General features: G+C 42.0%; 24 protein-coding genes. 15 read left to right on the top strand and 9 right to left on the bottom strand.

Annotation, left to right across the window (positions count from 1 at the left end; all coding sequences use genetic code 11):
• The first annotated feature begins 238 nt into the window (after nucleotides 1–238).
• Complete coding sequence (locus EAG18_RS19535; protein WP_125254035.1) at nucleotides 239–1,396, top strand: DUF1343 domain-containing protein; 1,158 nt, start codon at nucleotides 239–241, stop codon at nucleotides 1,394–1,396.
• A 54-nt stretch (nucleotides 1,397–1,450) separates the two neighbouring features.
• Here EAG18_RS19535 and EAG18_RS19530 read toward each other — a convergent pair whose 3' ends face one another.
• The gene (locus tag EAG18_RS19530; RefSeq protein ID WP_125254034.1) at nucleotides 1,451–2,299 is read right to left on the bottom strand and encodes a MurR/RpiR family transcriptional regulator; all 849 of its coding nucleotides are present in this window, start codon (nucleotides 2,297–2,299) and stop codon (nucleotides 1,451–1,453) included.
• Nucleotides 2,300–2,511: 212 nt separating this feature from the next.
• Here EAG18_RS19530 and EAG18_RS19525 point away from each other — a divergent pair, with 212 nt between their 5' ends.
• The 3 genes from EAG18_RS19525 (at nucleotide 2,512) to EAG18_RS19515 (ending at nucleotide 6,880) form a co-directional block, all read left to right on the top strand.
• On the top strand, nucleotides 2,512–3,888 hold the full coding sequence (locus tag EAG18_RS19525; RefSeq protein ID WP_125254033.1) for a Na+/H+ antiporter NhaC family protein: 1,377 nt from the start codon (nucleotides 2,512–2,514) through the stop codon (nucleotides 3,886–3,888).
• Between the two features lie 413 nt (nucleotides 3,889–4,301).
• Complete coding sequence (locus EAG18_RS19520) at nucleotides 4,302–4,808, top strand: DUF3087 domain-containing protein (RefSeq protein WP_125254032.1); 507 nt, start codon at nucleotides 4,302–4,304, stop codon at nucleotides 4,806–4,808.
• Nucleotides 4,809–4,999: 191 nt separating this feature from the next.
• The gene (locus EAG18_RS19515) at nucleotides 5,000–6,880 is read left to right on the top strand and encodes a DUF3413 domain-containing protein (protein ID WP_343327584.1); all 1,881 of its coding nucleotides are present in this window, start codon (nucleotides 5,000–5,002) and stop codon (nucleotides 6,878–6,880) included.
• 146 nt (nucleotides 6,881–7,026) lie between these two features.
• On the opposite strand, the gene EAG18_RS19510 is transcribed toward EAG18_RS19515, so the two are convergent.
• From EAG18_RS19510 to EAG18_RS19500, 3 genes are read right to left on the bottom strand one after another with little or no spacing between them, the layout of a single operon-like run.
• Nucleotides 7,027–8,613, bottom strand: a complete 1,587-nt coding sequence (locus EAG18_RS19510; RefSeq protein ID WP_125254030.1) for a sensor domain-containing diguanylate cyclase — start codon at nucleotides 8,611–8,613, stop codon at nucleotides 7,027–7,029.
• Nucleotides 8,606–9,028: a hypothetical protein gene (locus EAG18_RS19505; RefSeq protein ID WP_125254029.1), complete on the bottom strand. Its 423-nt coding sequence runs from the start codon at nucleotides 9,026–9,028 to the stop codon at nucleotides 8,606–8,608. The genes EAG18_RS19510 and EAG18_RS19505 overlap by 8 nt, the downstream gene beginning before the upstream one ends.
• Entirely contained in the window at nucleotides 9,028–10,248 is a 1,221-nt protein-coding gene (locus EAG18_RS19500) for a hypothetical protein (protein ID WP_125254028.1), read from the bottom strand. Before EAG18_RS19500 ends, EAG18_RS19505 begins: the two co-directional genes overlap by 1 nt.
• A gap of 162 nt (nucleotides 10,249–10,410) precedes the next feature.
• Between EAG18_RS19500 and ribA the strand changes: the two genes are divergently transcribed.
• From ribA to csrA, 6 genes are all read left to right on the top strand, one after another.
• The gene (gene ribA / locus EAG18_RS19495; RefSeq protein ID WP_125254027.1) at nucleotides 10,411–11,037 is read left to right on the top strand and encodes a GTP cyclohydrolase II; all 627 of its coding nucleotides are present in this window, start codon (nucleotides 10,411–10,413) and stop codon (nucleotides 11,035–11,037) included.
• 261 nt (nucleotides 11,038–11,298) lie between these two features.
• Nucleotides 11,299–12,096, top strand: a complete 798-nt coding sequence (locus EAG18_RS19490; RefSeq protein WP_125254026.1) for a BPSS1780 family membrane protein — start codon at nucleotides 11,299–11,301, stop codon at nucleotides 12,094–12,096.
• Nucleotides 12,096–12,584 (top strand): regulatory protein RecX, encoded by a 489-nt coding sequence (locus tag EAG18_RS19485; protein WP_125254025.1) that lies wholly within the window; start codon nucleotides 12,096–12,098, stop codon nucleotides 12,582–12,584. Before EAG18_RS19490 ends, EAG18_RS19485 begins: the two co-directional genes overlap by 1 nt.
• A gap of 4 nt (nucleotides 12,585–12,588) precedes the next feature.
• A complete protein-coding gene (gene alaS, locus EAG18_RS19480) occupies nucleotides 12,589–15,192 on the top strand; it encodes an alanine--tRNA ligase (protein WP_125254024.1) in 2,604 nt (867 codons plus the stop codon).
• 7 nt (nucleotides 15,193–15,199) lie between these two features.
• Nucleotides 15,200–16,423 carry an aspartate kinase gene (locus EAG18_RS19475; RefSeq protein WP_125254023.1) on the top strand — a complete coding sequence of 408 codons (1,224 nt, stop codon included), beginning with the start codon at nucleotides 15,200–15,202 and terminating at the stop codon, nucleotides 16,421–16,423.
• Nucleotides 16,424–16,513: 90 nt separating this feature from the next.
• Entirely contained in the window at nucleotides 16,514–16,699 is a 186-nt protein-coding gene (gene csrA, locus EAG18_RS19470; protein ID WP_010375935.1) for a carbon storage regulator CsrA, read from the top strand.
• A 242-nt stretch (nucleotides 16,700–16,941) separates the two neighbouring features.
• Here csrA and EAG18_RS19465 read toward each other — a convergent pair whose 3' ends face one another.
• Entirely contained in the window at nucleotides 16,942–17,442 is a 501-nt protein-coding gene (locus EAG18_RS19465; protein ID WP_125254022.1) for a YcxB family protein, read from the bottom strand.
• A 458-nt stretch (nucleotides 17,443–17,900) separates the two neighbouring features.
• On the opposite strand from EAG18_RS19465, the gene EAG18_RS19460 reads away from it, so the two are divergent.
• The 4 genes from EAG18_RS19460 to EAG18_RS19445 all read left to right on the top strand — a co-directional run bounded on the left by EAG18_RS19460 (nucleotide 17,901) and on the right by EAG18_RS19445 (nucleotide 21,469).
• On the top strand, nucleotides 17,901–18,149 hold the full coding sequence (locus tag EAG18_RS19460) for an OadG family transporter subunit (protein ID WP_125254021.1): 249 nt from the start codon (nucleotides 17,901–17,903) through the stop codon (nucleotides 18,147–18,149).
• Between the two features lie 12 nt (nucleotides 18,150–18,161).
• Nucleotides 18,162–19,943 (top strand): sodium-extruding oxaloacetate decarboxylase subunit alpha, encoded by a 1,782-nt coding sequence (gene oadA / locus EAG18_RS19455; RefSeq protein ID WP_125254020.1) that lies wholly within the window; start codon nucleotides 18,162–18,164, stop codon nucleotides 19,941–19,943.
• Between the two features lie 10 nt (nucleotides 19,944–19,953).
• Nucleotides 19,954–21,084, top strand: a complete 1,131-nt coding sequence (locus tag EAG18_RS19450) for a sodium ion-translocating decarboxylase subunit beta (RefSeq protein WP_125254019.1) — start codon at nucleotides 19,954–19,956, stop codon at nucleotides 21,082–21,084.
• A gap of 82 nt (nucleotides 21,085–21,166) precedes the next feature.
• Nucleotides 21,167–21,469: a hypothetical protein gene (locus tag EAG18_RS19445; RefSeq protein ID WP_125254018.1), complete on the top strand. Its 303-nt coding sequence runs from the start codon at nucleotides 21,167–21,169 to the stop codon at nucleotides 21,467–21,469.
• Between the two features lie 25 nt (nucleotides 21,470–21,494).
• Here the strand turns inward: EAG18_RS19445 and EAG18_RS19440 are convergent, their stop codons facing one another.
• On the bottom strand, nucleotides 21,495–22,424 hold the full coding sequence (locus EAG18_RS19440) for an alpha/beta hydrolase (protein WP_125254017.1): 930 nt from the start codon (nucleotides 22,422–22,424) through the stop codon (nucleotides 21,495–21,497).
• 243 nt (nucleotides 22,425–22,667) lie between these two features.
• Between EAG18_RS19440 and EAG18_RS19435 the strand changes: the two genes are divergently transcribed.
• The gene (locus EAG18_RS19435) at nucleotides 22,668–22,850 is read left to right on the top strand and encodes a ribosome alternative rescue factor ArfA (protein ID WP_125254016.1); all 183 of its coding nucleotides are present in this window, start codon (nucleotides 22,668–22,670) and stop codon (nucleotides 22,848–22,850) included.
• 162 nt (nucleotides 22,851–23,012) lie between these two features.
• Here the strand turns inward: EAG18_RS19435 and EAG18_RS19430 are convergent, their stop codons facing one another.
• From EAG18_RS19430 to EAG18_RS19420, 3 genes are all read right to left on the bottom strand, one after another.
• Complete coding sequence (locus tag EAG18_RS19430) at nucleotides 23,013–23,192, bottom strand: hypothetical protein (RefSeq protein ID WP_125254015.1); 180 nt, start codon at nucleotides 23,190–23,192, stop codon at nucleotides 23,013–23,015.
• Nucleotides 23,193–23,440: 248 nt separating this feature from the next.
• Entirely contained in the window at nucleotides 23,441–23,728 is a 288-nt protein-coding gene (locus tag EAG18_RS19425) for a hypothetical protein (protein ID WP_125254014.1), read from the bottom strand.
• Between the two features lie 263 nt (nucleotides 23,729–23,991).
• Nucleotides 23,992–24,741 (bottom strand): hypothetical protein, encoded by a 750-nt coding sequence (locus EAG18_RS19420; protein WP_125254013.1) that lies wholly within the window; start codon nucleotides 24,739–24,741, stop codon nucleotides 23,992–23,994.
• Nucleotides 24,742–24,813: the final 72 nt, after the last annotated feature.

The following is a 24,813-nucleotide window of genomic DNA, read 5'->3' as shown; positions in this document are numbered from 1 at the left end:
ACCCTGCGATCTTTAATCTCACCGTCCTCATCGCCATACGGATGCTAAAGCGGTCGGAGGTTCACTACCCACAAAGTACGTCCTGCGTCTGTCATTTCTCTCAAGTGGTAAAATAAAGAGATACACAAGTCGACGTAAGTCGGTTTTTTGTACCTGGTTACTTCGGAAATCTTTGAAAATGAATGCCTTTTCATTTATCGTTGAGTTGATAATATTGTCTAAACTCTCAGTAGCTTCTATGTTTCAGTCATTCATCACGTTGGTGATCTTAATTTTTGGTTTCTTATCATTCAGCCTCAATGCGCTTACCTTAGGTGCTGAGCGAGCTGGAGACTACTTATCTGCTTTGAAAGGCAAACGGGTGGGACTTATTGTGAATCAAACCTCCCGAGTCGCTGAACAGCATCTTGTAGACTTTTTAATAAAACAAGGTGTTGATGTTAAGAAAGTATTTGCCCCAGAGCATGGCTTTCGTGGAAACCAAGATGCAGGCGCGCAAGTTGAAGACGAAAGAGATGTGAAAACTGGACTGCCAATCATCTCGCTTTATGGCAAGAATAAAAAGCCAAAAGCTGATCAGCTTAAGGACATCGATATTCTTATTTTTGATATTCAAGATGTCGGTGTACGATTTTATACTTATATCAGCACCATGCACCTCGCGATGGAAGCAGCATCAGATATTGGTATTGAGTTTTGGGTGTTTGATAGGCCAAACCCAAATCTGAACTATATAGATGGCCCGGTATTAGAAAAGCCGTTTCGGTCATTTGTGGGCATGCACCCGATCCCAATACTACATGGTATGACGGTAGGAGAGCTTGCCTTGATGATTAGTGGAGAAGGCTGGTTGGTAAGTAGCAATAAATTGCGCCTTCGCGTGGTTTCTATGCTGCAATACAGTAGTGCAACCCAATACAAAATCCCAATACCGCCAAGTCCTAATTTACCTAATCAACGCGCTATTTATCTATATCCTTCGCTCTGCTTTTTTGAAGCGACCCCAGTTTCGGTAGGAAGAGGCACAGACTTTCCGTTTCAAGTATTTGGCTATTCAAACCCTAAACTAGGAAAGTTTAATTTTACCCCTAAGCCTGTCATCGGTGCGGCCTCTAACCCAAAACTAAATGGTGTGATTGCTTATGGTGAAGATTTAAGGGACAGTTCAGTGAGAGGATTTGATTTAACTTGGTTTATTGCTGCCTATCAGCAATTCAGCCATGAGGGAGTGGAATTTTTTCAATCCCCGAGCTTTATGGACAAATTAGCAGGAACAGACAAAGTCCGCAAGGCCATGGAGGCAGGGTTGACTGCCTCAGAGATCCGCACACTGTGGCAGCAGGATGTTCAGCGTTTTATAAAGCTACGAGAACAGTACTTGTTGTACCCACGGTGAGCGACTTAGTTGAAAGCGACTAAAACACGGCAGGTAGCCTGCCGTAAAACGTCATTATTCGCTGCGCAATACCTGCATGTTTTCGTTTGCTTTATCAACGCGTTTTTGCCAGTGAAGGTTCGACTGTGCCAGCGATGTAAACAATACATCTATAAGATAAGCTTGTGAAGTACGTGATAACATACCTGAGTGCTTAAGCGGCTCTCCTTCGTTAATGCAGTACAGCGTGGCGTCCGCCATTTCGGCTAGTGCATGGTTGCCATATCTTGAAATAGCCAAACACTTACAATCATTGTCTAGTGCTTGATTCGTTAGCGTTAACAAGCTTTTACTTGTACCTGTATTACTAATAACTATCAGTAGATCATCTTTTCCCATTGTAGCGATAAAGCTAGAAGCACTGATCTCATCAACTTGTGCAATGGCTGGGATCCCTAGTTTTTGTAATTTCCATGTTAAATCTTGTGCCATCGTAAAGGTGCTGCCCAGCGCACAAACTATTACTTTTCTGGCGTTTTTTACCAGCTGAATTGCGCATTCAAACTGTTTAGCTGAATTTAATTTCCGAGTCTCTGAGATAACATTTTGCTGTTTTAGTTGTAATTTATCTGCAATTAACTCAATAGAATCGTTGCTGGAAATTAGCTCATCAATTGGCAAGCTTGTATCTGCTTGCTCGTTAAGTGCATCCACCACGGCTAATTTAAAAGCAGGAAACCCTTTGTAACCTAACTTTTGAGCAAATTTCACGACGCTAGATTGGCTAACACCAGCTTCACGCGCCAGCTCAACAGAAGAAAGCGCACGGATTTTATCGCCCGAGTTCAAGGTAAAGTCAGCGAGCTTAGCCTCACTATTTGATAGCGATGGACGAAGAGCTTTGATTTTGACAAATGTAGACATGCGATACTCAATCCGAACTAAATTAATCTGTCCATATTATAGGTTCAATTGTAACGTTACGATAGACCAAAAAGGAATATCATTGCACAAAACACACTCATTGTACCAGTTTTGGGGTTAAATGTTGACTTAAATTTAATTTATTCATAAAGACTTGGTGTTTTAAACTGCTTAACTTAAGCTAGGTGTTTTGAATTCGTAGACTAAACTATATGGCTTGGTACTCAATTTTGCCACCTTTGATCGCGATAGTGGTCGTGTTTTGGCGTAAAGAAGTCATCATCGCACTGATATTAGCGCTAGTTTCATCTGAGCTTCTGTTGGCAATGAATGGCCAGCAGCCATTACTTTGGGCGACTTTTGTTGGTAGTGTTGAGCGTGTTATTGAAGTGTCGACTTCGGCAGGTAATAGTAGAATATTAATTTTCAGTATCGTGATTGGAGCACTGCTGGCTTATATTCGAGAGTCTGGTGGAGTTGCTGCCACGGTAAATATGCTACTAAACCGAGGGGTTGCAAAAAGTAAACGTCAAGTTGGGCTGTTGACAATGTTTACAGGTACCGCCGTATTTATAGAGTCAAATATGAGCGTACTAACGTCGGGCATTGTTGCTAGGGGACTATTTGACAAGTTCAGCATGAGCAGAGCACGTTTAGCTTACATTATTGATAGTACCAGCGCTCCTGTTTGTATTTTAATTTTATTAAATGGATGGGGAGCATATGTTCTCGGTTTGCTGAGTAATTATGAGTTGGCGCAATCTCCAGTCAGTATTTTATGGGGTAGCGTAATGTTTAACTTTTACGCAATTATTGCACTCTTAATTGTGTTTTACACAATTATCTTTGATAAAGTCCACGGCCCTATGAAAAAGGCTGAGCAGGAGCTCCAGCATCAATCTGTTGAATTAGATAGTGGCCCTCAAGCCACCAAGTCTCGTTATATGTTAATACCATTATTGACGCTGATCATAAGTATGATTGGGTTTATGTTTGTGACTGGAAATGGTGAGTTGGCAAATGGAAGTGGGTCTAAGTCTGTGCTCTACGCCACAATATTAGCCGTAACAGTCGCATACATACTGCTATTAGCCGGTAAAAGATTTAACCATCATCAATTAATGGATATCGGTTTTAAAGGAATGGGAGAATTGCTCCCACTTGTTAGCATAGTGCTCCTTTCTCTAACGCTGGGTGCAAGCCTGAAGGACTTAGGTACAGGGACTTTCGTTGCATCTTTGGTGGGTGACTATTTGCCCGTGTATTTAATTGTACCTGTGCTTTTTATCACAGGAGCGATAATGTCGTTTACTACAGGAACTTCTTGGGGCACTTTTGCAATACTTATACCGATAGGTGTGCCCTTGATCCAAACGTTAGGATTGCCACCATCCTTGGTGATAGGCGCTATTTTGAGTGGAGGTATATTTGGAGATCACTGCTCACCAATTTCTGATACTAGTGCAGTTTCTGCACTCGCCTCGGGCTGTGATTTACTCACTCATGTTAAAACTCAGCTCCCTTATGCGCTAGTAGGAGGAGGGGCTRCAATTGTTTGCTTTATGATTGCAAGCTTCGTTATGATCTAGTTATAGGCTCCAGCATATGACTTTGTTTTGATACCAGCCTCATTTTAGTTAGCGTGAGTGACATCTGGAGGCAAGCCGGTATCCGGCTATGTCCCATGCTCTATATGTCGATGATTTGTCCCTCTGCGGATGTAGGTACCTTGGCGATAGCAGGACGAGGTAGCGAGGTTATTGACAAAATTTTCTCGCCTCAAAATAGACCACCTAATTAAGCAAATTGGTATCATTTGTGCTGTCATGGTGCTGTTCCCTAAAATAAATCGTTAAAGGAAAAACGATCAACAATGACCAAGAGGATGGAAATTTCTTATTTCGTTGATATGAATCTTGGTATGATGTGATGCCTTGGTTTAGAATGCGCGGGTTGAAAAGGCACGTAGCGTCTTGAGTTAAACTTAGGGGAGTGGTGAGTTATGACATTAATAGAGATAGATAAAGCCCGTTATCGAAAGCACTTAAATCAGGTTATTGTGGCATGTGTTATTGCATTAACTGCGATTAGTTTAGGCGTAGCGCAGCTACTTATCTATTTGTTTCCAGATGCTGATGGTAGCCACTTCCATTGGAACTTATCAGGTGTCGTCGTGGCCTGTTTGATAATTGCTGGTGTCTTAAAAAAATACAAATCCCATTCGTTTATGACCGAAGTGAGTTATGTATGGGATTTGAAGCAGGCACTCAATAAAATTACACGAAAGATGTCTAAACTAAAGCAAGCCGCAGCAAACGGAGAGGTGGAAGCAATGACTGCGATTCAATACAGTTATGCAGGCTCAAGGCAGCTTTGGCAACTTGACGATAACACCATAACGATGGATGACTTAGCACTATGGCAAAGTGAACTTGATGCACTTGCTAGCAAGTACCAAGTTGAAATTCGAGCAGAAAATTATCATGAGTCTATTTTAGATAAATATTAAGGTGTGTTGATCTTTGTTTTTTTGAGTGCTTTATTGGTCGCGGCACTCGACTTGCCGCCTAGCAACCTATGCAACAATGAGCAAAGCGCGCTAAGGTGAATCCAAACTGCTGCAAAAACAAACCTGAAAGATAAACAAATCCTAGGCAAATATTTGACAAGTAAGGTTTGCAATTTTTCACATTTTTTAATGTGACACTAATATGTCAAGAGAATAATATACCGCTCGTTTTTTCTATTAGTGGGACGAGTAGGGTAGTGTCGTTACGTCATAGACTGCATCAATTTGGTTGGTTAGTGTTAATTAACTCGCTTTTTTCTATCTTACTAGCAGCAAATGTTGTTAATTCTAATCCGAATAGCTACCAGGGCCTGACTCTCTTCTATGCTACAGTGTCGACATGGGGGCATATGGCATTGCTCACAGGCGCTATTAGTTTGGTGCTATTGCCATTGGTTTGGGTTAAGTCAGAAGGTTGCAGGGCGCTCGGTTTTTCAGCTTTTTATGCTTTTTTCTTTGCGTTACTAATAGCCAACAGTCTGTGTTTCGAGCTATACAAGTTTCATATCAATGGTGTCATTATTGATATGTTGCTGGCAGGGCAGGTGATTGAGTTATCTGTGCATGCTTGGATACAAGCCAGTGTTATTTTTGTCCTCTTATTTGTGTGTCAATACATACTTGTTAAGTGGAGCAGTAGACCAAAACGTTTAATGAGTATACGGCTGGGGCGAAAATATGTTGTAGCCACCTGCTGCGCCGTGTTAGCAAGTAACACAATTCACGTTTGGGCAAGTGCTAACGTATACCAACCAATTACTGGATTCAGCAAGTACTTACCGCTTTTTAAGCCGGCTACCGCAAACAYACTTTTACGGAAATATGAATTAATAGATGAAGCAGCGCTTGCGCAACAAAAAAGCATGTCTTTGGTAAAAGGGCAGTTTAATTATCCGCTTCATCAGCTTGATACAGATTCTGTTGCTGCTCCTCCCAATATTGTTGTTATTGTACTCGACTCTTGGCGCTACGACGCCTTTACAAAAAGCGCTACTCCTAATATCTGGGCATTTGCCAAGCATGGCCTGACCTTTGAGCAGCACTTTTCGACCGGTAACTCAACTAGAACTGGGATCACTGGCTTATTTTACAGTTTAACAGGAACCTATTGGCAAGATATTTACAACAATCGTGCCGCTCCGCTATGGATGGATAGAATGCGCGAGTTAAACTATCAATTTGGTATTTTTTCTTCAGCACAGCTGATCCGCCCTGAGTTTAATGAAACCGTTTTTGCTAATATAAATGGATTGCAAACCCACACTGTAGGCGATGATGTATTGGCTAGGGATAGGCAAATAACTAAAAACTGGCTATCGTGGTATGACAACAAATCGCCAACGCAACCTTCATTTAGCTTTCTCTTTTACGATGCAATCCATGGGTATGCTGTGCCTGATGGCTACCAAGCTGGATTTCAGCCCATGCATGGTCCGATCAACCATATGTTGCTACACAATAACTACGAAAGACAGCCAGTTTATAATCGCTATTTAACAAGTACTCACTTTGTGGACAGTTTAGTTGCGTCAGTATTAGCGAAGATTAATAGAGAAAATACGTTGGTAATTATTACCTCAGATCATGGTGAGGAATTAAATGACAACAAGCTGAACTATTGGGGCCATAATAGTAACTTTTCAACTCCTCAAGTGAAGGTCCCCTTTATTGTAGTAGGGCCAAAAGTAGAAAAATGGCGTCATTGGAAAACATCCCGTGCTACAACCAGCCACCTAGATGTAGCACCTACTATTATGAAAACGTATTTGGGAGTGAAAAATGAGGTACAGGACTTTGCACTTGGCATGAGTCTTACAGAGCCCGCCCAAGAAAGGGAATGGTTGTTATTGAGTAGTTACAACAAATACGCCATCGTCAACAAGCAGCAGATTATAGAAGTATCAACATTGGGGACTTACGAGGTACTTGATCATAGTAACAGGCCAACTGAGCAAGCTCCAAACTACAAGCATGTACAGCATGCCTTGGAGCAAAGTCGACACTTCCAATAAGAACTGAATTATCTGATACCAATTCAATGGAATTTCCTTTCTAAAAGGCAAGTATGATGGGAGCTTTAATCAATTAGTATCTGTCTACCGGCTACCGGCTACCGGCTACCGGCTACCGGCTACCGGCTACCTTGATGCTCCCGTGCTTAGGTTAGATTAGTATTATTCTCATCATCTATTGAATAAACTGCAAACGCATTTTTTTTACCTCGTTTTACGGCATACATGGCTTTATCTGCATACTCAATAAGTTGCCCCAGCTCTTTGGCATCTTTTGGGTAACTCGCAACACCAATACTAGCGCCAACACTAAGATGTATATTTTTAGTCTCGTTAGTTTGCCACAGCATTTCGGTGTTGATAGCTGCTAATAAATTTGCCGCAATTTGGTGTAATTTTTCTTTTTCGACACAGTGTAGGGCAATTAAAAATTCATCTCCTCCCCAGCGGCAAACAATGTCTTTGTCTCTAACGCGCTTCGTTATTTGCTTGGCTATATGTCTTAACATTTTATCCCCAGCATTATGGCCATAAATATCATTTACCGGTTTAAACTCATCTAAATCTACGATAAATAGGCTAAAGGGTAAGGCGTCATTGAGCCATTCATTAAGCTTGATTTCAGCGCCGTGCCGGTTATACAGCCCGGTAAGCTTGTCGCGGTTCGCTTTTATATTCAGCTCTTGGAAAACAGTCTTTCTCATTGTGATGTCAGAGAGGAAAATTTGCAGATAAAGTTGTCCGTTGCTTTCTAAACGCAGCATAATGATGCTGAGCCAAACTGGTTGCTCTGTGAGCGGATTGATAAATTCAAACTCAGATTGTGTGGGTTGGTTGAGGGCGAGCGTGTGTTCAGTAAAGGTGTATAGTATATCTGGGGTTTGGCAATAACGGCCGAAGCTCTCAGGAAAAAACTCTTCTAAGTCAATTCCCATGCCGGCAAGCAGATCACAGGCAGCGTCATTGGCCAAGAGCACCTCTCCTTTGTCCTTCACTAATAATGTCGGCGAGGAAGAACGCTCAAACATCAGTCGAAAGCGTTTTTCCAGTGCTTCTATGTCAGCCCTGAGGCGACGTTCCTGTTCGAACATCGCGGCAGTTTTTGCGATGAGCTGATTAGTATTGTTAGCAATATCACCTATTTCGCTAGAGTCATGGCCATTTGGTATTTCCAGCTTGAGTGGCGCACCAGGAATGACCTGGGCAATCTGTTTGTTCAAAATGCTCAGGGGTTTGGTGACTAGAAAGTGTGTCAGGATAGTAAAAATGACCAGAATAGGAATAATGACGATCATTAACGTCTTGACGCTGGACCGAGCGATGTCTCTGGCGTTTTGTTCAATAAATACGGAATTTGGCTGGATATAGATTTCACCAACAATTTCATTAAATAGAAATGGATGGTTGAGCTTGATGATAGTCGCGTTGTTGGTCTTAAAGCCCACGCTTTGTGCCAACCATTTTTCCTCACTTTTCATTGCTGCAGAGGAAATAACATCGTTACTGATCAAGCCATTTATTACCTCTACTGCCAAATCCTTATCATTGAGATAAGTTGCAATAGATGAAGAAGCCGAAACCGTTTGACCGATTTGGCCGATAATAGTACTTGAACGCGCTAATTCACGCTCGAAAATGTGATCGTGATATAGCTTGGCATATAAAAGCGAAAATACGCATGTTGATATGACCAGCACCAGTGCTAGTCGGACAATCAATCCATATCTAGTCATTGATCTGATAAATTACCTTAACATCATCAGTCACAAGCTCCATCGGTATATAGCCTATGGCGTTAGGTGTTTTTACGATATTTTTTAGTATAGCCGAAGGAGATGAAAAGTACTGAGGAGGAGATACCTTACCGCTAAACTTGATCCTTGACCAATACGCATTGATTTGACTTTCATTTCGTCCTGTAAGCGCAAAAAAGAATGGCTCTCTCATGGGGTGAGATTTGTCATAATCATAGGTAACCGCCATTTCCCCATTAGGAAACGCTACATATTTTCCCATGTACATATCAATAAGTTGCCGCTGTGAAACGGTATCTATCGGGTTACTTTTATTGACGATAACGGCAATATCAGCATGAGCAAATAAAGGGCTTACACTAACAAGTAAAAGTAAAAACCTCAGCTCTTTCATCAAAACACCCAATTAAAGCTTAAGGTGAAGGTGTTAAACGAAAGGTCAGGTTCCTCAAACTGATCCGCTCGATGTAAATAAAATGCGCTGGGTAATCGGTGGGTTGTGGTGTGTTGCCAGTTAAGTTTTAAAGCCAGTGTTGCTGAAAGCTCGCGCCGCCAAGTTAAAGAGGTTGTGCTTTGATCAAGTTGGTAAAATCCAGAGTGCATTGACGCTGCTTGATACAGCTCTACTAACTCAGGTAACGGTACTGTGGGTCCTGGCTCTACTTCTGTATTATCGGATTTGGCAATGGAATAACTTACTGAGAGCGTATTCAAATCAAATCGCTTACCTATCGTAATATAACCTGCCCTGAGATGATTAAGGACACTTGAATTTGAGTCGGTGAGAGAGGCTTCAGTTTGAACTAGCCAATTTGAATCATCATATCGCATGCTTAATGCGTTATAAGTAAAATCTTTATCTTGTATAAAAAGAGAGTCAATCAATTGTGATTTAGTAGGCCAAAATGAGAGTGGCACTTTGGCTAGGGCGTCACGTAATTGGCCTTGTTGTTCGTGTTCATTAGCCGACTTTGTTGTGGTGTAATTAGCTCTAAATAGCCAGTTTAGTGTTTCATATTGTGCCACTACGCCTAAGATAGACTTGAGCTCCACATTCCAAAAAAAGCCATTGTCACTGTAAAGCGGTGACTCAGATCTTCCCCAATATGCTTTTATGCTTGCTACACCATGGCTCAGTGGCGCGCGGTACTGAAGATCAATACCATCCAAGTTCTGGTGAGGAATGATGGCGTAAAACTCAACTGGCGGATGCTCCAAGTCCATAGAGTAACCAATATCTCGATACTCGGTCATTAAAAACAAATCGAGCCCGGTACGTCCAGCACGAAACTGCCAATTTGAGCTTGCACTGTAGCGTAAAAAAGCCAATTTCAGAGTATTGTTAATTTTATCATGGCGTTGGTCTTTGATTAGCAGTTGTCCGACTAGATCAAATGAGCTGTTTATTTTCCATTCGGCTTGTAAGCCAATTGAAGAGAATGAAAAGTCAAGTTCATCTGTCGTTACTCCGCTTGGTTGTGAGATTGTTTCTCTAATTTTAGCCGTGCGAGAGTCTGTTTTTACCGCTTTAAGCGTCGCAAAACCGCTAAAGTCGACATTTGCACTATGGCTTAATGGTGTGAAAGCCAACAAGCATACGAATACTGAACGCATAAAATTTGTGTGAGAGTTTGTCTTCCTTACCTTTCAGACTAGTTTGATTTTTACCATTTACCAATGCGATGTTACCTTTAGCCTTGTATAATGCCAGTAAAGACACCATATCTCTTTTATGGTAGCATATTGTTATATTATCACATTAGGCAAGATTAAGACGTGGCAGAAGTAAGAGCGAGAGTCGAGCTGAACGTAGGGCAGCACAGTAATATCCCTGCGGAAATAGTTTCTTTTTCAGGGCTACATGATGGCCAAGAACATGTTGCATTAGTATTTAATAATGCTGACAGCAATCAGTCTGTGCCCCTTATTCGTATGCACTCTGAGTGCTTGACTGGTGATGTCTTCCATTCTTCACGTTGCGATTGCGGTGAACAGCTGAATGAGTGCATTGAAATGATGCACAAACAAGGAGGCGTGTTACTGTATTTACGTCAAGAAGGCCGTGGTATTGGCTTATACAACAAAATTGATGCGTACGTTTTGCAATCTCAAGGCATGAATACCTATGAAGCCAATAATCATCTTGGTTTTGAAGATGACTTAAGGGATTTTTCAGATGCGGTGCTGATGTTACAAGCACTTGGGCTAAACCACGTTAAGTTAATGACAAATAACCCAAAAAAGTTAAAAGCACTGAGAAACGCTGGTATTACAGTCGATGAGGTCGTTGGAACACAAGCCCATGTTAAAGTTGGAGTATCCGGCAATGAGCAATACTTAAAAACTAAAATACAACACGGTGCTCATATGTTAGATATCAAGAAAATTTCAAAAGCGGACTAAGGGCTTTTTGCCCTTATTTTCTGAACAATGACTGATATTGATGTGGTGGCCGCCTTACTTGGCTTACCACTTGAAGGTCAAAGTGACTATCTGCGCTCTCCACTTGGCTAAATCCAAACTTAATTTCGTATAAATTTGAAAGATGGGTGCGAAGCAGCCTAGGGATTACGAAAAAGCCCAGACAAATCCTGTTTACATGACTTTTCACCAGACCCTCTAATCAGTATAATCAAGGACGTTATAGCTTAAATTAAGTGGACTATGTCGACTCCTATTCGAACATTCAAAGCAAATATGGGCATCCAATGGGTAAAAGCGGGTTGGGAAATTTTTAAAACCCAACCTTTGACTTTTATGTTGATGTATATCTTCATGGCAGTTGTCAGCTTATTGCCGCTGTTTGCGCCAGTTTTTCATCTTATCGCTGCCTTATCCGGGCCTTTTTTAAGCGCAGGCTTTTATCTTGCTGTTATCAACAAACAAACGAATAAAGCAGCAAAGCTTGCTGATATTTTTGACCCATTTGCAGCAAAGGGTCGACGTCTGAATTTATTTCGTGTTGGTATTTACCAGATGGCGGGGGCGCTGCTGCTAACTATGGTTGCTGGCGTGTTATTTAGTGACGTGGCAACGGCCATAGAAAGTGCAGGGCCAAATACCTCACCGGAGCAATTGATCCAGTTGGTAGCGAGTAACATGAACTTTCTAGAAGTGGCTCTATTTGTGATCGCACAGTCCACAGTAATGATGGCATTTGCTTTTGTTGTGCCACAAGTTTTCTTCCAAGGCGAAAAGCGCATTTTCCATGCAATGAAATGCTCATTAGCAGCCTTCTATCACAACATGGGGGCGTTGACGGTTTTTGGATTGGTTATCGCCGCATTAATCGTTGCGTCTATTCCACTTTCAATGATCCCAGCGATTATTATTATGCCCGTGGCCATGATAGGCTTTTTTGTGTCATTTCAGGCTATGTTTATGCCTACAATTATTGATAAAAATGAACTTGAGGCACATAAAAGTAACGGCCAATCTGATGCGGGTCGTTTCGACGCGTAATGGACGAGTTAGAAGTAAAAAAACTAAAAAACTACGCAGTTTGGTTGTTATCTCGACAAGAGTATTCACAAACTGGGTTGACGCAAAAGTTGCTGCAAAAAGGGGCGACGGCAGAAGTTGCTCAACAACTGGTGTCGTGGCTTGTGTCACTAGACTATGTTAATGACCATCGCTTTGCAGAGAGCTTTTTGAATCGACAAATAGCCAAAGGACTTGGAGCAAAGCGTATCTTACTAGATGCCGGGCAAAAAGGAGTTAGCCGCGATACATTGCATGCGTTGTTCGCTGAACGCGAAATTGACTGGTACATGCAAGCTGCAAAAACCTATCAAAAAAAGTATGGTGTTTGCGAGCAACCGTTAGAATATAAAGAAAAAACAAAGCGCGTACGGTATATGAGCTATCGTGGCTTTAGTTTTGATGAAATAGATTTTGCAATTGAAGCTGCAATGAACGCAGCAGAGCAAGAAGCAATAAAGGGTGAATGATCACATGCAGCATATGACTACCGCACAAATTAGGCAAAGCTTCTTAGATTTCTTTGCTAAACAACAGCACCAAGTGGTGCCTTCAAGCTCGTTGATTCCGGGCAACGATGCCACACTACTTTTCACTAACGCCGGTATGGTGCAGTTTAAAGATGCCTTTTTAGGTGCTGAAAAACGAGCATATACACGAGCAACAAGCTCTCAACGTTGTGTTCGCGCTGGTGGTAAACATAATGACCTTGAAAACGTGGGTTACACCGCAAGACACCATACTTTCTTCGAAATGCTGGGTAACTTTAGCTTTGGTGACTATTTTAAAACGGATGCCATTAAGTTCGCATGGGGATTTTTGACGGACGTCATTAAGCTGCCGAAAGAAAAACTACTGGTAACGGTTTACCACGAAGATGACGAAGCATTTGACATATGGTCAAAGCAAGTTGGAGTGCCTGAAGAGCGTATTATCCGCATAGCGACATCTGATAACTTCTGGTCAATGGGCGACACAGGTCCTTGTGGCCCATGTTCGGAAATTTTCTATGATCACGGTGAGCACATTTGGGGGGGACCTCCTGGCTCGCCTGAAGAAGATGGTGACCGCTTTATTGAGATCTGGAACTTAGTATTCATGCAATATAACCGTCATGCCGATGGTTCAATGGAGCCGCTGCCAATGCAGTCGGTTGATACCGGCATGGGTTTAGAGCGTATTTCAGCGATCATGCAAGGTGTACATTCAAACTACGAAATCGATTTATTTCAAGCGCTCATCCAAGCAGCAGCAAAAGTTACGGATGCTCAGGACTTAGAAGATAAATCACTACGAGTTGTTGCTGACCATATCCGCTCTTGCGCATTCCTTATTGCAGATGGCGTCATGCCCTCTAACGAAGGCCGTGGTTATGTGCTTCGTCGTATTATTCGTCGTGCGGTTCGCCATGGTAACAAGTTAGGCGCGAAGGGCGCATTCTTCTACAAATTAGTCGCTGCGCTGGCTGAGCAAATGGGTGAAGCTTATCCGGAGCTAGTTAAACAACAAGCTATCATCGAAAAAGTACTGCGTATAGAAGAAGATCAGTTTGGTAAAACTCTGGATCGTGGTCTTGCCATTTTAGAAGAAAATCTTGAAGGCATTGAAGGCGATGTGATCCCTGGTGACTTGGTGTTTAAGCTTTATGACACCTACGGCTTTCCCGCAGATTTGACCGCAGATGTGGCACGTGAACGCTTTATGACAATCGATGAGCGTGGTTTCCAAGCATGTATGGAAGAGCAGCGTAAAAAAGCACAAGCAGCTGGTAAATTTGGCGCTGACTACAATGAGCGTCTCAAGTCAGAAAAACACACTGATTTTAAAGGCTATGATGCTGAGCACTATACTGGAACTGTGATTGAAATTTTCAAAGAAGGTCAGCACACGAATACGCTAGAAGATGGCGAGCACGGTGTTGTTGTGCTTGATCGTACGCCTTTCTATGCTGAGTCGGGTGGCCAAGTAGGTGATACTGGTGTACTTAAAGTGGCGAATGGTGAATTTGTCGTAACAGATACCCAGAAATTAGGTAATGCGTTTGCACATCATGGTCATATTGTTGGCCGTATTGGTATCAACGACAAGGCGGATGCACGTATTGACGCTGAGCGTCGTGAGCGAGTGAAGAAAAACCATACCGCAACACACTTGGTACATAAAGCACTACGCGACTTACTAGGCGACCATGTTACTCAAAAGGGCTCGTTGGTACTACCTGATCGTTTGCGCTTTGACTTTTCGCATTTTGAAGGTGTGACAAAAGCACAGCTGCAACAAGTTGAAGACGCCGTGAATGCTGAGATCCGTAGTAACTTTGCTCTGCAAACGGAGCTGATGGATATTGATGCCGCAAAAGACAAAGGAGCGATGGCGCTCTTTGGTGAAAAGTACGACGATGAAGTTCGCGTCGTATCAATTGGTGAATACTCAATTGAACTTTGCGGTGGTACACACGTGAAGCGTGCAGGTGATATTGGCCTCTTCAAGATAGTTTCAGAAGGTGGTATTGCAGCTGGCGTTCGTCGTATTGAAGCGGTAACTGGTGCTGATGCTATTGCTTATGTGAATGAACAAGAGCAAGTGTTATCAGAAATTGCGGCGTTAGTTAAAGGTGATACCTCATCGGTATTGGAAAAAGTAACGGCACTGCTTGAAAAGTCAAAAGGCCTTGAAAAGCAAGTTGCACAGTTGAATGACAAACTTGCAAGTGCTGCGGGTGCAACACTACTAGACTCGATAACTCAAGTGAATGGTATTAAGTTACTGGTAGCTAATGTTGCAGGCACTGAGTCTAAGGCCTTACGTGGTATGGTTGATGATCTGAAAAACAAGATTGGCTCGGGTGTAATTGCACTAGCTGTTGCGAACGGTGAAAAAGTAAGCCTGATTGCAGGTGTAACGAAAGATCTTGTCGGTCAGGTTAAAGCTGGCGAACTGGTTAATCACATGGCTTCTCAGGTTGGTGGTAAAGGAGGCGGTCGTCCTGATATGGCGCAAGCTGGAGGCTCACAACCAGAAAACCTTGACACAGCACTCAATAGTGTTTCTGATTGGTTAAATGAAGTAACGCAGTAATCAGCAAGTGGCGCTGATTGTACAAAAGTTTGGCGGCACCTCGGTAGGTTCTATAGAGCGTATCGAGGCAGTCGCTGATCTCGTGGTTAAAACACAACAACAAGGCCACCAAGTGGTGGTCGTACTGTCTGCAATGTCGGGTGAAACAAATCGCCTAATTTCTCTTGCACAACAAATCGATGCACGTCCAAGCGCCCGTGAACTAGATGTGTTGATCACGACGGGTGAACAAGTCTCAATTTCTCTATTGGCAATGGCTATTATTAAGCGAGGCCACTCAGCGGTTAGCTTACTGGCGGATCAAGTTGGTATCAAAACTGACAATATGTTTTCTAAAGCGCGAATTACCCAGATAGATACAACGCGCTTAAGGCAAGAGCTAGAGCATAATCGGATTGCTATTATTGCTGGATTTCAAGGCCGTGACGAGGAAGGTAATATCACCACGCTTGGGCGAGGCGGTACAGACACCTCAGCAGTTGAAATTGCAGGTGCTTTGCAGGCTGATGAATGTCAGATTTATACCGACGTTGATGGTGTTTATACGACCGACCCACGCATTGAGCCACATGCAAAGCGGCTATCACATATCACTTTTTCTGAAATGCTGGAGTTAGCGTCCGTTGGCGCAAAAGTATTGCAGATCCGCTCTGTTGAAGCGGCTGGTAGATACAATGTACCGCTGCGAGTACTGTCATCATTTTCCCCTGATAATGGCACTTTAATTAGCTATGAGGAAGCAAAGATGAAAAATACTAAGATTGTGTCTGGGATAGCAAGTGTCAAAGATGAAGTATTGATCTTAGTTAAAAATATCGACGTAAAAGTAAGCAACTTGGCTAATATTCTCACGCTTTTAGGTGAATATAATATCGAAGTTGACATGATTAACCATTTGAACCACAGTGATAAAAAAATAGACTATGCTTTTACTGTGCAGGTTAATGATGCTGTGTTGGCACAAGAAGTTTTACTTCCACATCTACAAAATTTTGGTGGTGCAACAATGGAGGTTAATGCTAACGTGGCAAAAGTGTCGGCGGTTGGGATCGGGATGAAATCTCACTCTGGTGTCGCCGGTCTATTTTTTATGGCATTGGCCGAGGAAAGCATTCACACTCTACTTGTATCTACCTCTGAGATAAAGATCTCAGCACTTGTAGAGGAGAAGTATCTCGAACTGGCAGTGAGAGCATTACATGCCAAGTTCGAATTGGAAAGTACTGAGTAAACTAAGTTTTTGCTTACTTTTCTGGGAAGTTTTATTTAAAATGGATTTGATGCGGAATCTTTTAAATTTTGGAATAACAGGAGCAAGAGAATGCTAATACTAACTCGTCGAGTAGGTGAAACCCTGATGATTGGTGATGAAGTGACTGTAACAGTACTAGGTGTTAAAGGTAACCAAGTACGTATTGGTGTAAACGCGCCTAAAGATGTTTCAGTACACCGTGAAGAAATCTATATGCGTATTCAGGCTGAGAAATCTAGCCCAGGCAATATGTGATCAAGGTATTGAATTAGTATGCGAGTTAAGGTGACTTGATACCCAGTTTGTCTTAATACTTGCTCAATTTGAAGGAGTAAATCTGACGCGAACAGCGTTAAAATTTTTTATTTAGAACAACTGAATAGCAAAATTTTTGCCTGATTATCGACAAGATTTTCTCGCCTCAAAATAGACCACTTAATTAAGAAAATCGGTATAACTTGCATAAGTAAGCCCCACAAATGTGGGGTTTATCATTTCTATATGTTCTTTGTCACTTTCTGTGACAAAAACTCGATGGCTTCTGCACTTAACCCTGACTTACTAATATAACTTGGCTTGTTACTTTGAAAGACCAAAAAACCTCGCTCTGTTTCAATTAACTTTTCAATAGCATTAAAAGCGTAACAAAACTCAGCATGACTGGCTTTAGTGGTGATCTGGTTATCGGTAATTGATACTGTAACCACATTGCCTGCGGCTCGTGAAAGTGCCTGCCTAGTTACCCACCAAGCTTTACGATAATAAAAAGCTAAGCATTCGACTACGGCTAGCAAAATAAGAAAGTTGCCAAGGTAATGCTCTTGTAATCCATAAATAGCGAAAAAGCCGAGCGCGACAAGCAGTATTAATAGACCATATTTAGGTTTTATCGCCAGTCCATTTGCTTCAGATTCTTCAAAGCACTCTTTGTAATAGGCCTTATCTAACTTAAATTGACTTTGGAAAGATAAATTTTCATTTTCTTTAGGCGATGACATACGTAATTACTTTAGTGAAAATTTACCTTAATTATACCTTTATACAGGTTCAAAGCGGTAATGCTAGGTTAGAGTAATTAAAACAAATTTATTACACAGACCGAGAAATAAGCGCTACAGCTTAACGTTTACGTAAACTTACCTTTTTGGTCAGTCCAATTGACAAATATAATTATGATAACCAAAGTCCCATTAAATGAGACCTAGATCTTGACTATTACCTGCTACTATTTTGAATATTTTTCATATTTATTGTGCATATTAGCAATGTTTTAGGTGATTTTTATAGCTAACTATATGATTGGCATAAGTTTAATATTTTTGGTATTACCAATTTACACCAAGCTTTACAGCGAAACATTTTTTGTTATAAGGTGAATAAATATCGATAAAAAGTGAAGGTTTGTATCAGTTCGTTAACGCGAAGAATAAAACCGGATAGCAAGTAAGGGGTAAAAATGGATATTGGCGCACAGTTATTGCAAGCAGGAAACTTAATGTTAACTGGTATGGTTGGTGTGTTTTTGTTTCTGTCTATTTTGATTTTTGCGATGCGGCTTTTAGCAAACTTCGCCGCTCAGCTTAAAGAGGCTGAGTCAAGCACTTCACGGCAAAAAATAGCCAAAACAGCTTCTTCACAAGGGGTGCCGCAGGCACATATTGCAGCGATTAGTGCAGCTGTTGCAACCTACAGAAAAAATAATTAATAGGGGTCTTGCATGTCACAGTTAAAGCTTACTGAACTTGTGTTGCGCGATGCGCACCAATCATTATTAGCAACCAGAATGCGATTAGAAGATATGCTTCCGATTGCTGAACAGCTTGACAATATGGGGTATTGGTCGGTTGAATCTTGGGGAGGTGCAACCTTTGACTCATGTATTCGCTATTTGGGAGAAGATCCTTGGGAGCGGATCCGTGCACTGAAAGCTGCGATGCCTAAAACCAAACAGCAAATGTTGTTACGTGGTCAAAACCTTTTAGGCTACCGGCATTATGCCGATGATGTGGTCGAAAAGTTTGTCGAGCGTGCTCACCATAACGGCGTTGATGTCTTTAGAATATTTGATGCAATGAATGATGTGCGTAACCTAGAAACTGCTATCAAAGCAGCGATTAAGGTGGGAGCGCATGCGCAAGGAACGATTTCGTATACCGTGAGTCCAGTCCATACATTGGAGATGTGGTTAACTCAAGCTAAGCAACTTGAAGACCTTGGCTGTCATTCAATCTGTATCAAAGATATGGCCGGATTATTAAAGCCTTATGACGCTGAGAAACTGATTTCAGGACTAAAGCAGACAGTATCAATACCGATTGCAATGCAGTGTCATGCTACGACTGGGTTGAGTACTGCTACCTATCAAAAAGCCATTGATGCAGGCATTGACATGCTCGACACAGCTATTTCGTCTATGAGTATGACTTATGGTCATAGTGCAACAGAAACCATTGCTGCAATTGTTGAAGGTACTGAACGTGATACCGGTTTGGATTTACTCGCATTAGAAGAAATAGCGGCTTATTTTCGTGAAGTAAGAAAAAAATACGCAGCATTTGAGGGCAGTTTAAAAGGTGTGGATGGTCGTATTCTCTCGGCTCAAGTACCGGGTGGTATGCTTACCAATRTGGAAAACCAGTTGAAAGAGCAAGGAGCTGGAGATAAGCTTGATGCTGTTTTAAAAGAGATCCCAAGTGTAAGAAAAGAACTTGGCTACTTGCCGTTAGTTACACCAACTTCGCAGATTGTAGGGACACAAGCGGTATTGAATGTACTTACAGGTGAGCGGTACAAGTCGATAACCAAAGAGACCGCAGGTGTACTAAAAGGTGAGTATGGTGCGACTCCCGCTGATGTTGACCACGCCTTACAGCAGCGTGTACTGGAAGGTAAGGAGCCTATCACGTGCCGCCCAGCTGATTTAATTGAGCCAGAACTTGATAGCCTACAAAATGAATTGATAGCGACAGCGAAAAGCGAACAGGTTACGTTGGCCGAAGACGTTATTGATGATGTACTTACTTACGCTTTATTTCCTCAAATTGGCCTTAAATTCTTAAAAAACCGCAACAACCCTGATGCTTTTGAACCAAAGCCCACGCAACTTGAGAGCAAAGAGCAAAAAACAACAGCAACCCCTGCAACAGGTAAAGCATCAACTCCAGAGCGTTATAGCGTAAAAGTTGATGGCAAAGTGTATGACGTTGTTGTGGCACCTGGTGGCGAGTTGCAAGAGGTACAAGTAAAAGACAGTGAACTCATCCCACAGTCAACTTCAGTAAGTTCAAGTGAAACTCTTAATGCGCCACTTGCTGGTAACATTTTTAAGTTAATGGTACGCGCCGGAGATGAAGTACAAGAGGGCGATGTTGTACTTGTGATGGAGGCGATGAAAATGGAAACAGAGGTTCGTGCTACCCACAGCGGCCGAGTCGCAGAGTTATTGGTGTCCGAAGGTGACTCAGTCAGTGCTGGCGACGCTATGATGTCTTTAGCGTAAGGATGCAAAAATGGAAGGGTTGATTAATTTGTGGCAAGCAACAGGGCTTGCGAATTTTACCTGGCCTGCATTGTGTATGATGGCCGTGGGTTGTGGGCTATTGTACCTAGCAATTGCAAAAGGCTTTGAGCCTCTGCTTTTGGTGCCAATCGGTTTTGGGGCTATTTTGACCAACATTCCCGTTGCAGGGCTTGGAGATCCCGGCGGCTTGTTACATTACGTCTATTACATTGGCATAGATAGCGGTGTATTCCCTTTATTAATCTTTATGGGGGTTGGCGCGATGACAGACTTTAGTGCATTGATTGCAAACCCAAAAATGCTGTTATTAGGAGCAGCGGCTCAGTTTGGGATCTTCGCAACCTTATTCGGCGCTATTTTACTTAATTTTATCCCAGGGTTTGAATTTACTCTACAAGATGCCTCTGCAATCGCGATTATCGGTGGTGCTGACGGCCCAACTGCGATATTTCTGGCATCAAAATTAGCCCCTGAACTATTGGGCGCGATAGCCGTTGCTGCATATTCGTATATGGCGTTGGTGCCGATTATTCAGCCACCGATCATGAAAGCGCTCACCACAAAAGAAGAGCGTCAGATAGCAATGCCGCAATTACGTCACGTATCGAAAACAGAAAAGATATTATTTCCACTCGCTGTACTTGGCTTGACGATATTGTTTTTACCTGCCGCAACACCACTAGTCGGTATGTTTTGCTTAGGTAACTTGATGAAAGAGTGTGGTGTGGTAGACCGCCTTAGTAAAACGGCACAAAACGAGCTTATTAATATTACAACCATTTTCCTCGGTCTGGCTGTTGGCTCAAAATTAGCAGCAGATCAGTTTTTAACAATAGAAACTTTGGGAATTCTGGCGTTAGGGGCTGTTGCCTTTGGTATTGGCACAGGAACCGGGGTATTAATGGCAAAAACCATGAATCGCTTTAGCAATACTCCGATTAACCCTCTGGTAGGTGCGGCAGGGGTATCCGCAGTGCCGATGGCAGCGCGAGTGGTTAACAAGGTCGGTCTTGAGAGTAATCCACATAACTTTTTATTGATGCACGCGATGGGGCCAAATGTTGCTGGTGTATTAGGCAGTGCGGTCGCTGCTGGTATTTTGCTTGCACTAGTTGGATAATTTTAGCTTCTCCAACCATTAACGTGGCAATGATTTAATTGCCACGTATTTTTGATCCAAAATATGCGGAAGCTGAAAGAGTATGAAGTTTATTCCATTTCGAAACTTACAATGTCCGGGTTTAGAAACTGCAGTGTGGTATTGTCGATTGCTATTTTTAACCGGTGTTGGTTTGATTGTGTTTGGCATAATAAAAGAGGGGCTTGCCCTTTATCACTGGTGTGTTGAATTGGCCACTGACTCCAAGTTAACCATAGCTAGTATTTATAATTTTGACCTCTTGTCCCGTGCGAATTTTCATTTAATGGTAGTCGGTGTGGTGAAAGTATATTTTGCATGTGGACTCGCAATTAAGCTAAAAAGTATGTCTCATGAAAAGTCGTAATAATTTGATATACCCATACGAGACCTTAGATCACTTTATGTAAACTCTTTTTATACCGTTTTTGTTCCGCCTTGAAAGCGTGCTTTGCTATCCATTTTGCTATTTTCTGCATTAAAACTGGTGGAAAATCATGCCCCATGCCATTGACTAATTTGAGTTTTGATTTTCGGATACGCGTTGCAGTTTGTAACCCTGCAGTGATGGGGAAAATGGGATCATCCGTACCGTGGATGACAAGTGTTGGCGCTTTGATTTGTGATAAAGCATGTTGGCGACAACGGCCTGCTATTACTGCTGCGAGCTGGCGTTTAAACCCTTCAGGGCTATGGGCGCGCTCAATATTTTGCTTTGCGAGTTGGTGAAGTGTCATTTCATCTTGTGGGTAGGCGGGGCTTCCAATCAGTTTGTTGAGCTTGATATTATACTGTACAGCTGATTGTCGGCAGTTTGGTTTAGGCCTTGCTTTGGCGAGCTGTAACATCACTTTGAGGTTAGAAAAAGTAAACCGAGGATACGCCGAAGTTGACATAATAGACGTTAAGCTCACTACCTTTTTTCTGTGTTTGGCCGCAACTATTTGCGCAATCATTCCCCCCATGGACGCACCAACTAGATGTGCGCGCTTTATCTTTAAACTTTTCATGAGTCCTATTACATCTGACGCCATATCGTCTAAGGTGTAGGGAATATGAGCGTGGATTGGAAGTTTTTTACTGAGTATTGTTCTGATCACGTTAGGTGAGCCTAGGCTATCTAAATGGCTTGATAAACCGCAGTCTCTGTTATCAAATCGGATCACGCGAAACCCTTTGTTCACAAGTCCAAAGTACAACTCATCTGGCCATACTGTCATTTGTGCACCAAGACCCATGATAAGAATGATGACAGGTGCGCATCGCTCTCCTTCGTCTTGGTAATGTAATTCAACCCCGGTTGCTATCTTAATATTGGTCATTATCACAAATAGATTGGGTGGCCTTTTGCACTAAAGTTAAGTATAGGCATGACAACTGCGGTTATACCATTTTTACTTAACCTAGTTGCTATACTTTTCTATCAGCAGCTAAAAATATTTGTTGTCAAAGCATTGCGCTTTAACTGCGTTAGGTTATTATCCGTGCAGTGTCTACCGTGCTTATTTAGACCACAGTAGGCTTATTAATTTCGTTTCTATTTATACATTTATTCGGAGTGGATAATGACTAAAAAAAGTAAGATTCAACATGCTCATCAGCGTGGTGAAATTAAAGATAATGCACTAAAAGCGTTGGTAACCAGCCCCTTGTTCAGAGCAAAAACCGAGAAGAGCAAAAAGGGAAAAGGCAGCTATCAACGCAGCGCAAAACACAAAGGCCAAGAGCCTTACCTTAAGGCAGCCTGAGCTTTAAGATAAGGTTTTTTGCCGATACATTTGTATGTCATGTGTGATTAAATTGTTGATATTGGGGGTTGGGCATATACCGCCCGGCACTACCTCAAATTGCCACCTTTTGTCTCCCATAACTAAACGATAGGATGTTGAATAGTATAGTTGTTACCGCTGTTATGCTTTTGCTTCTACAGGTTGTGTGTCGTCAAATAGACGCAGGGCAGCAAACTCATCGTCAACTAGTACATGCTCGTAGCTGAACCAATATCTTGTAGTGACAAACAAGCCACTAAGCACAAGCCAAAATTGTCCCGTATTAGTAGTGCAATCAATAAAATAAGCTGCTATCGCCATAATCAAGTGTAAAGCACGATTACTACAGAAAACCAAACTAGGGTAATACTAGTTTGGACGTGTATTAAATGTTTACGCTAATTGGCCTTAATACTTGTTCAATTTGACGAAGTAAATTTGACCCTAACCGTGTCAAAGTTTTTCTTACCTACTGAACGTAGGTATCCTAGCGATAGCAGGGCGCAGAGCCGTGTTATTGACAAGATTTTCTCACCTCAAAATAGACCACTTAATTAAGATAACGGGTATTACTTGTAAAGTTTCTCTGTTGCTTCTTTAAGTCCTGAGTGGGGTAAAAATTGATCTGTGATTGTTAGTATTGAGTGGAGATTATTTTGTAACTTATCAAGCTCTAGATTACCTGGTTTAATAGCTGTTTGTAATAAATGAATGGCCATGTCTGCTAACAGAATACGCTGTTTTTCTAGCCATTCTTCATCGCCTTTGGCAGCGGGGTTGTCAAGGTAGCTATTTTCTACCAAACTATGCAAATCCCAGCTTGTTTTAATTAACTTATTCTTTTCAATATCATTCACTGCTGACCTTCCAAAATATATAGATTCAATGACTCCCACACCATGCTCGCCTTCTCTTCTTTGTGGGTTAGCTTAATACAAAGCAGAGTCATAATTAATTTGTGAAATAACTGAGCTGTTGGGGCTAGTCTGGGCGAACATAACATACTTTACATCTGAATTAACACACATCAAACATAGAGCGCTGTAGCCTATATTGAAGGCTTGGAGTGTGAAGCTTGCGGCGCAGGGTGTCTCCCGCGCCATCACGTTAGTTTATGAAGTTAAAGTTCTACGTTTTGCCATTTTAAAAGTAGCTTTAAGGTCGACCCACCTATACTCCCTGCTTCTGATAGCCCATAATGGATCATAGCTGCGTTCTGGTATGATAATGATATACCCAAGAGATAGTCTTTGACACCGTCTTGACACTCTGTTTCTTCATCACCATCATAATCTGAGCATTGTAAGTATAAGCCATCAATTAACGGCACAAAATAAGAGTCAAAGTGATCAGATAAGTCAACTAAGTATGACTCGATTAGCGGTTTCGAAGCATGTTCCACTGCTGCTAACGTACTAGCTTGATCCCAACAACGCTGCCACACTCTCGGGTAATCAACTTCTTTGTTTTCTAATAAAGTAATAAACTCATCATAGCTGCCATTGATGTCGAGCATTACTTGTGTGTCGTCATAACTCGTGCAATTTTGAGGGTTATTGATCGTATCAAAAATGGTGACTTTTAACTTTGAATTGTAACTAGTTCGGGCAGGGTTATATGATGAGGATAATCTTTTCCAGAGCGGCAAAAGTGTGCCTAAACGTACCGGATAAAAATCATGGTCAATTGCTACTCCTTTCTCATCAAGCCAATGAACAATATCTAACGCTTCTCGATAGCGGCCAGACTCATATAAGTAATTAGCCTCATCTAGCTTTGCTTGTAGTTGCGGGTTGATGTCGTTGGCGTGTGCAAAACCGCTAAGCGCGCTGGTGATAATAAAAGCGCTGGTGGTTAACTGTTTTTTCATTTTGCTCTACTCCTTAGTAAAAAATGAATGGGTAGTTCTCTACCACAATTAGGATTGCTTGCGTGAGGTATT

The sequence above is a fragment of the Pseudoalteromonas sp. J010 genome, from assembly GCF_003934235.1.
Taxonomy (GTDB): Bacteria; Pseudomonadota; Gammaproteobacteria; order Enterobacterales; family Alteromonadaceae; genus Pseudoalteromonas; species Pseudoalteromonas peptidolytica.
This window is presented reverse-complemented; position numbering and strand designations above follow the sequence as displayed.

What these genes read in the sequence shown, in the direction of transcription:
- EAG18_RS19535 (WP_125254035.1), top strand. Translation starts at nt 239, where the DNA reads ATGTTTCAGTCATTCATCACGTTGGTGATCTTAATTTTTGGTTTCTTA.
- EAG18_RS19530 (WP_125254034.1), bottom strand. Translation starts at nt 2,299, where the DNA reads ATGTCTACATTTGTCAAAATCAAAGCTCTTCGTCCATCGCTATCAAAT.
- EAG18_RS19520 (WP_125254032.1), top strand. Translation starts at nt 4,302, where the DNA reads ATGACATTAATAGAGATAGATAAAGCCCGTTATCGAAAGCACTTAAAT.
- EAG18_RS19510 (WP_125254030.1), bottom strand. Translation starts at nt 8,613, where the DNA reads ATGACTAGATATGGATTGATTGTCCGACTAGCACTGGTGCTGGTCATA.
- EAG18_RS19505 (WP_125254029.1), bottom strand. Translation starts at nt 9,028, where the DNA reads ATGAAAGAGCTGAGGTTTTTACTTTTACTTGTTAGTGTAAGCCCTTTA.
- EAG18_RS19500 (WP_125254028.1), bottom strand. Translation starts at nt 10,248, where the DNA reads ATGCGTTCAGTATTCGTATGCTTGTTGGCTTTCACACCATTAAGCCAT.
- EAG18_RS19490 (WP_125254026.1), top strand. Translation starts at nt 11,299, where the DNA reads ATGTCGACTCCTATTCGAACATTCAAAGCAAATATGGGCATCCAATGG.
- EAG18_RS19485 (WP_125254025.1), top strand. Translation starts at nt 12,096, where the DNA reads ATGGACGAGTTAGAAGTAAAAAAACTAAAAAACTACGCAGTTTGGTTG.
- alaS (WP_125254024.1), top strand. Translation starts at nt 12,589, where the DNA reads ATGCAGCATATGACTACCGCACAAATTAGGCAAAGCTTCTTAGATTTC.
- csrA (WP_010375935.1), top strand. Translation starts at nt 16,514, where the DNA reads ATGCTAATACTAACTCGTCGAGTAGGTGAAACCCTGATGATTGGTGAT.
- EAG18_RS19465 (WP_125254022.1), bottom strand. Translation starts at nt 17,442, where the DNA reads ATGTCATCGCCTAAAGAAAATGAAAATTTATCTTTCCAAAGTCAATTT.
- EAG18_RS19460 (WP_125254021.1), top strand. Translation starts at nt 17,901, where the DNA reads ATGGATATTGGCGCACAGTTATTGCAAGCAGGAAACTTAATGTTAACT.
- EAG18_RS19450 (WP_125254019.1), top strand. Translation starts at nt 19,954, where the DNA reads ATGGAAGGGTTGATTAATTTGTGGCAAGCAACAGGGCTTGCGAATTTT.
- EAG18_RS19445 (WP_125254018.1), top strand. Translation starts at nt 21,167, where the DNA reads ATGAAGTTTATTCCATTTCGAAACTTACAATGTCCGGGTTTAGAAACT.
- EAG18_RS19440 (WP_125254017.1), bottom strand. Translation starts at nt 22,424, where the DNA reads ATGACCAATATTAAGATAGCAACCGGGGTTGAATTACATTACCAAGAC.
- EAG18_RS19435 (WP_125254016.1), top strand. Translation starts at nt 22,668, where the DNA reads ATGACTAAAAAAAGTAAGATTCAACATGCTCATCAGCGTGGTGAAATT.
- EAG18_RS19430 (WP_125254015.1), bottom strand. Translation starts at nt 23,192, where the DNA reads ATGGCGATAGCAGCTTATTTTATTGATTGCACTACTAATACGGGACAA.
- EAG18_RS19420 (WP_125254013.1), bottom strand. Translation starts at nt 24,741, where the DNA reads ATGAAAAAACAGTTAACCACCAGCGCTTTTATTATCACCAGCGCGCTT.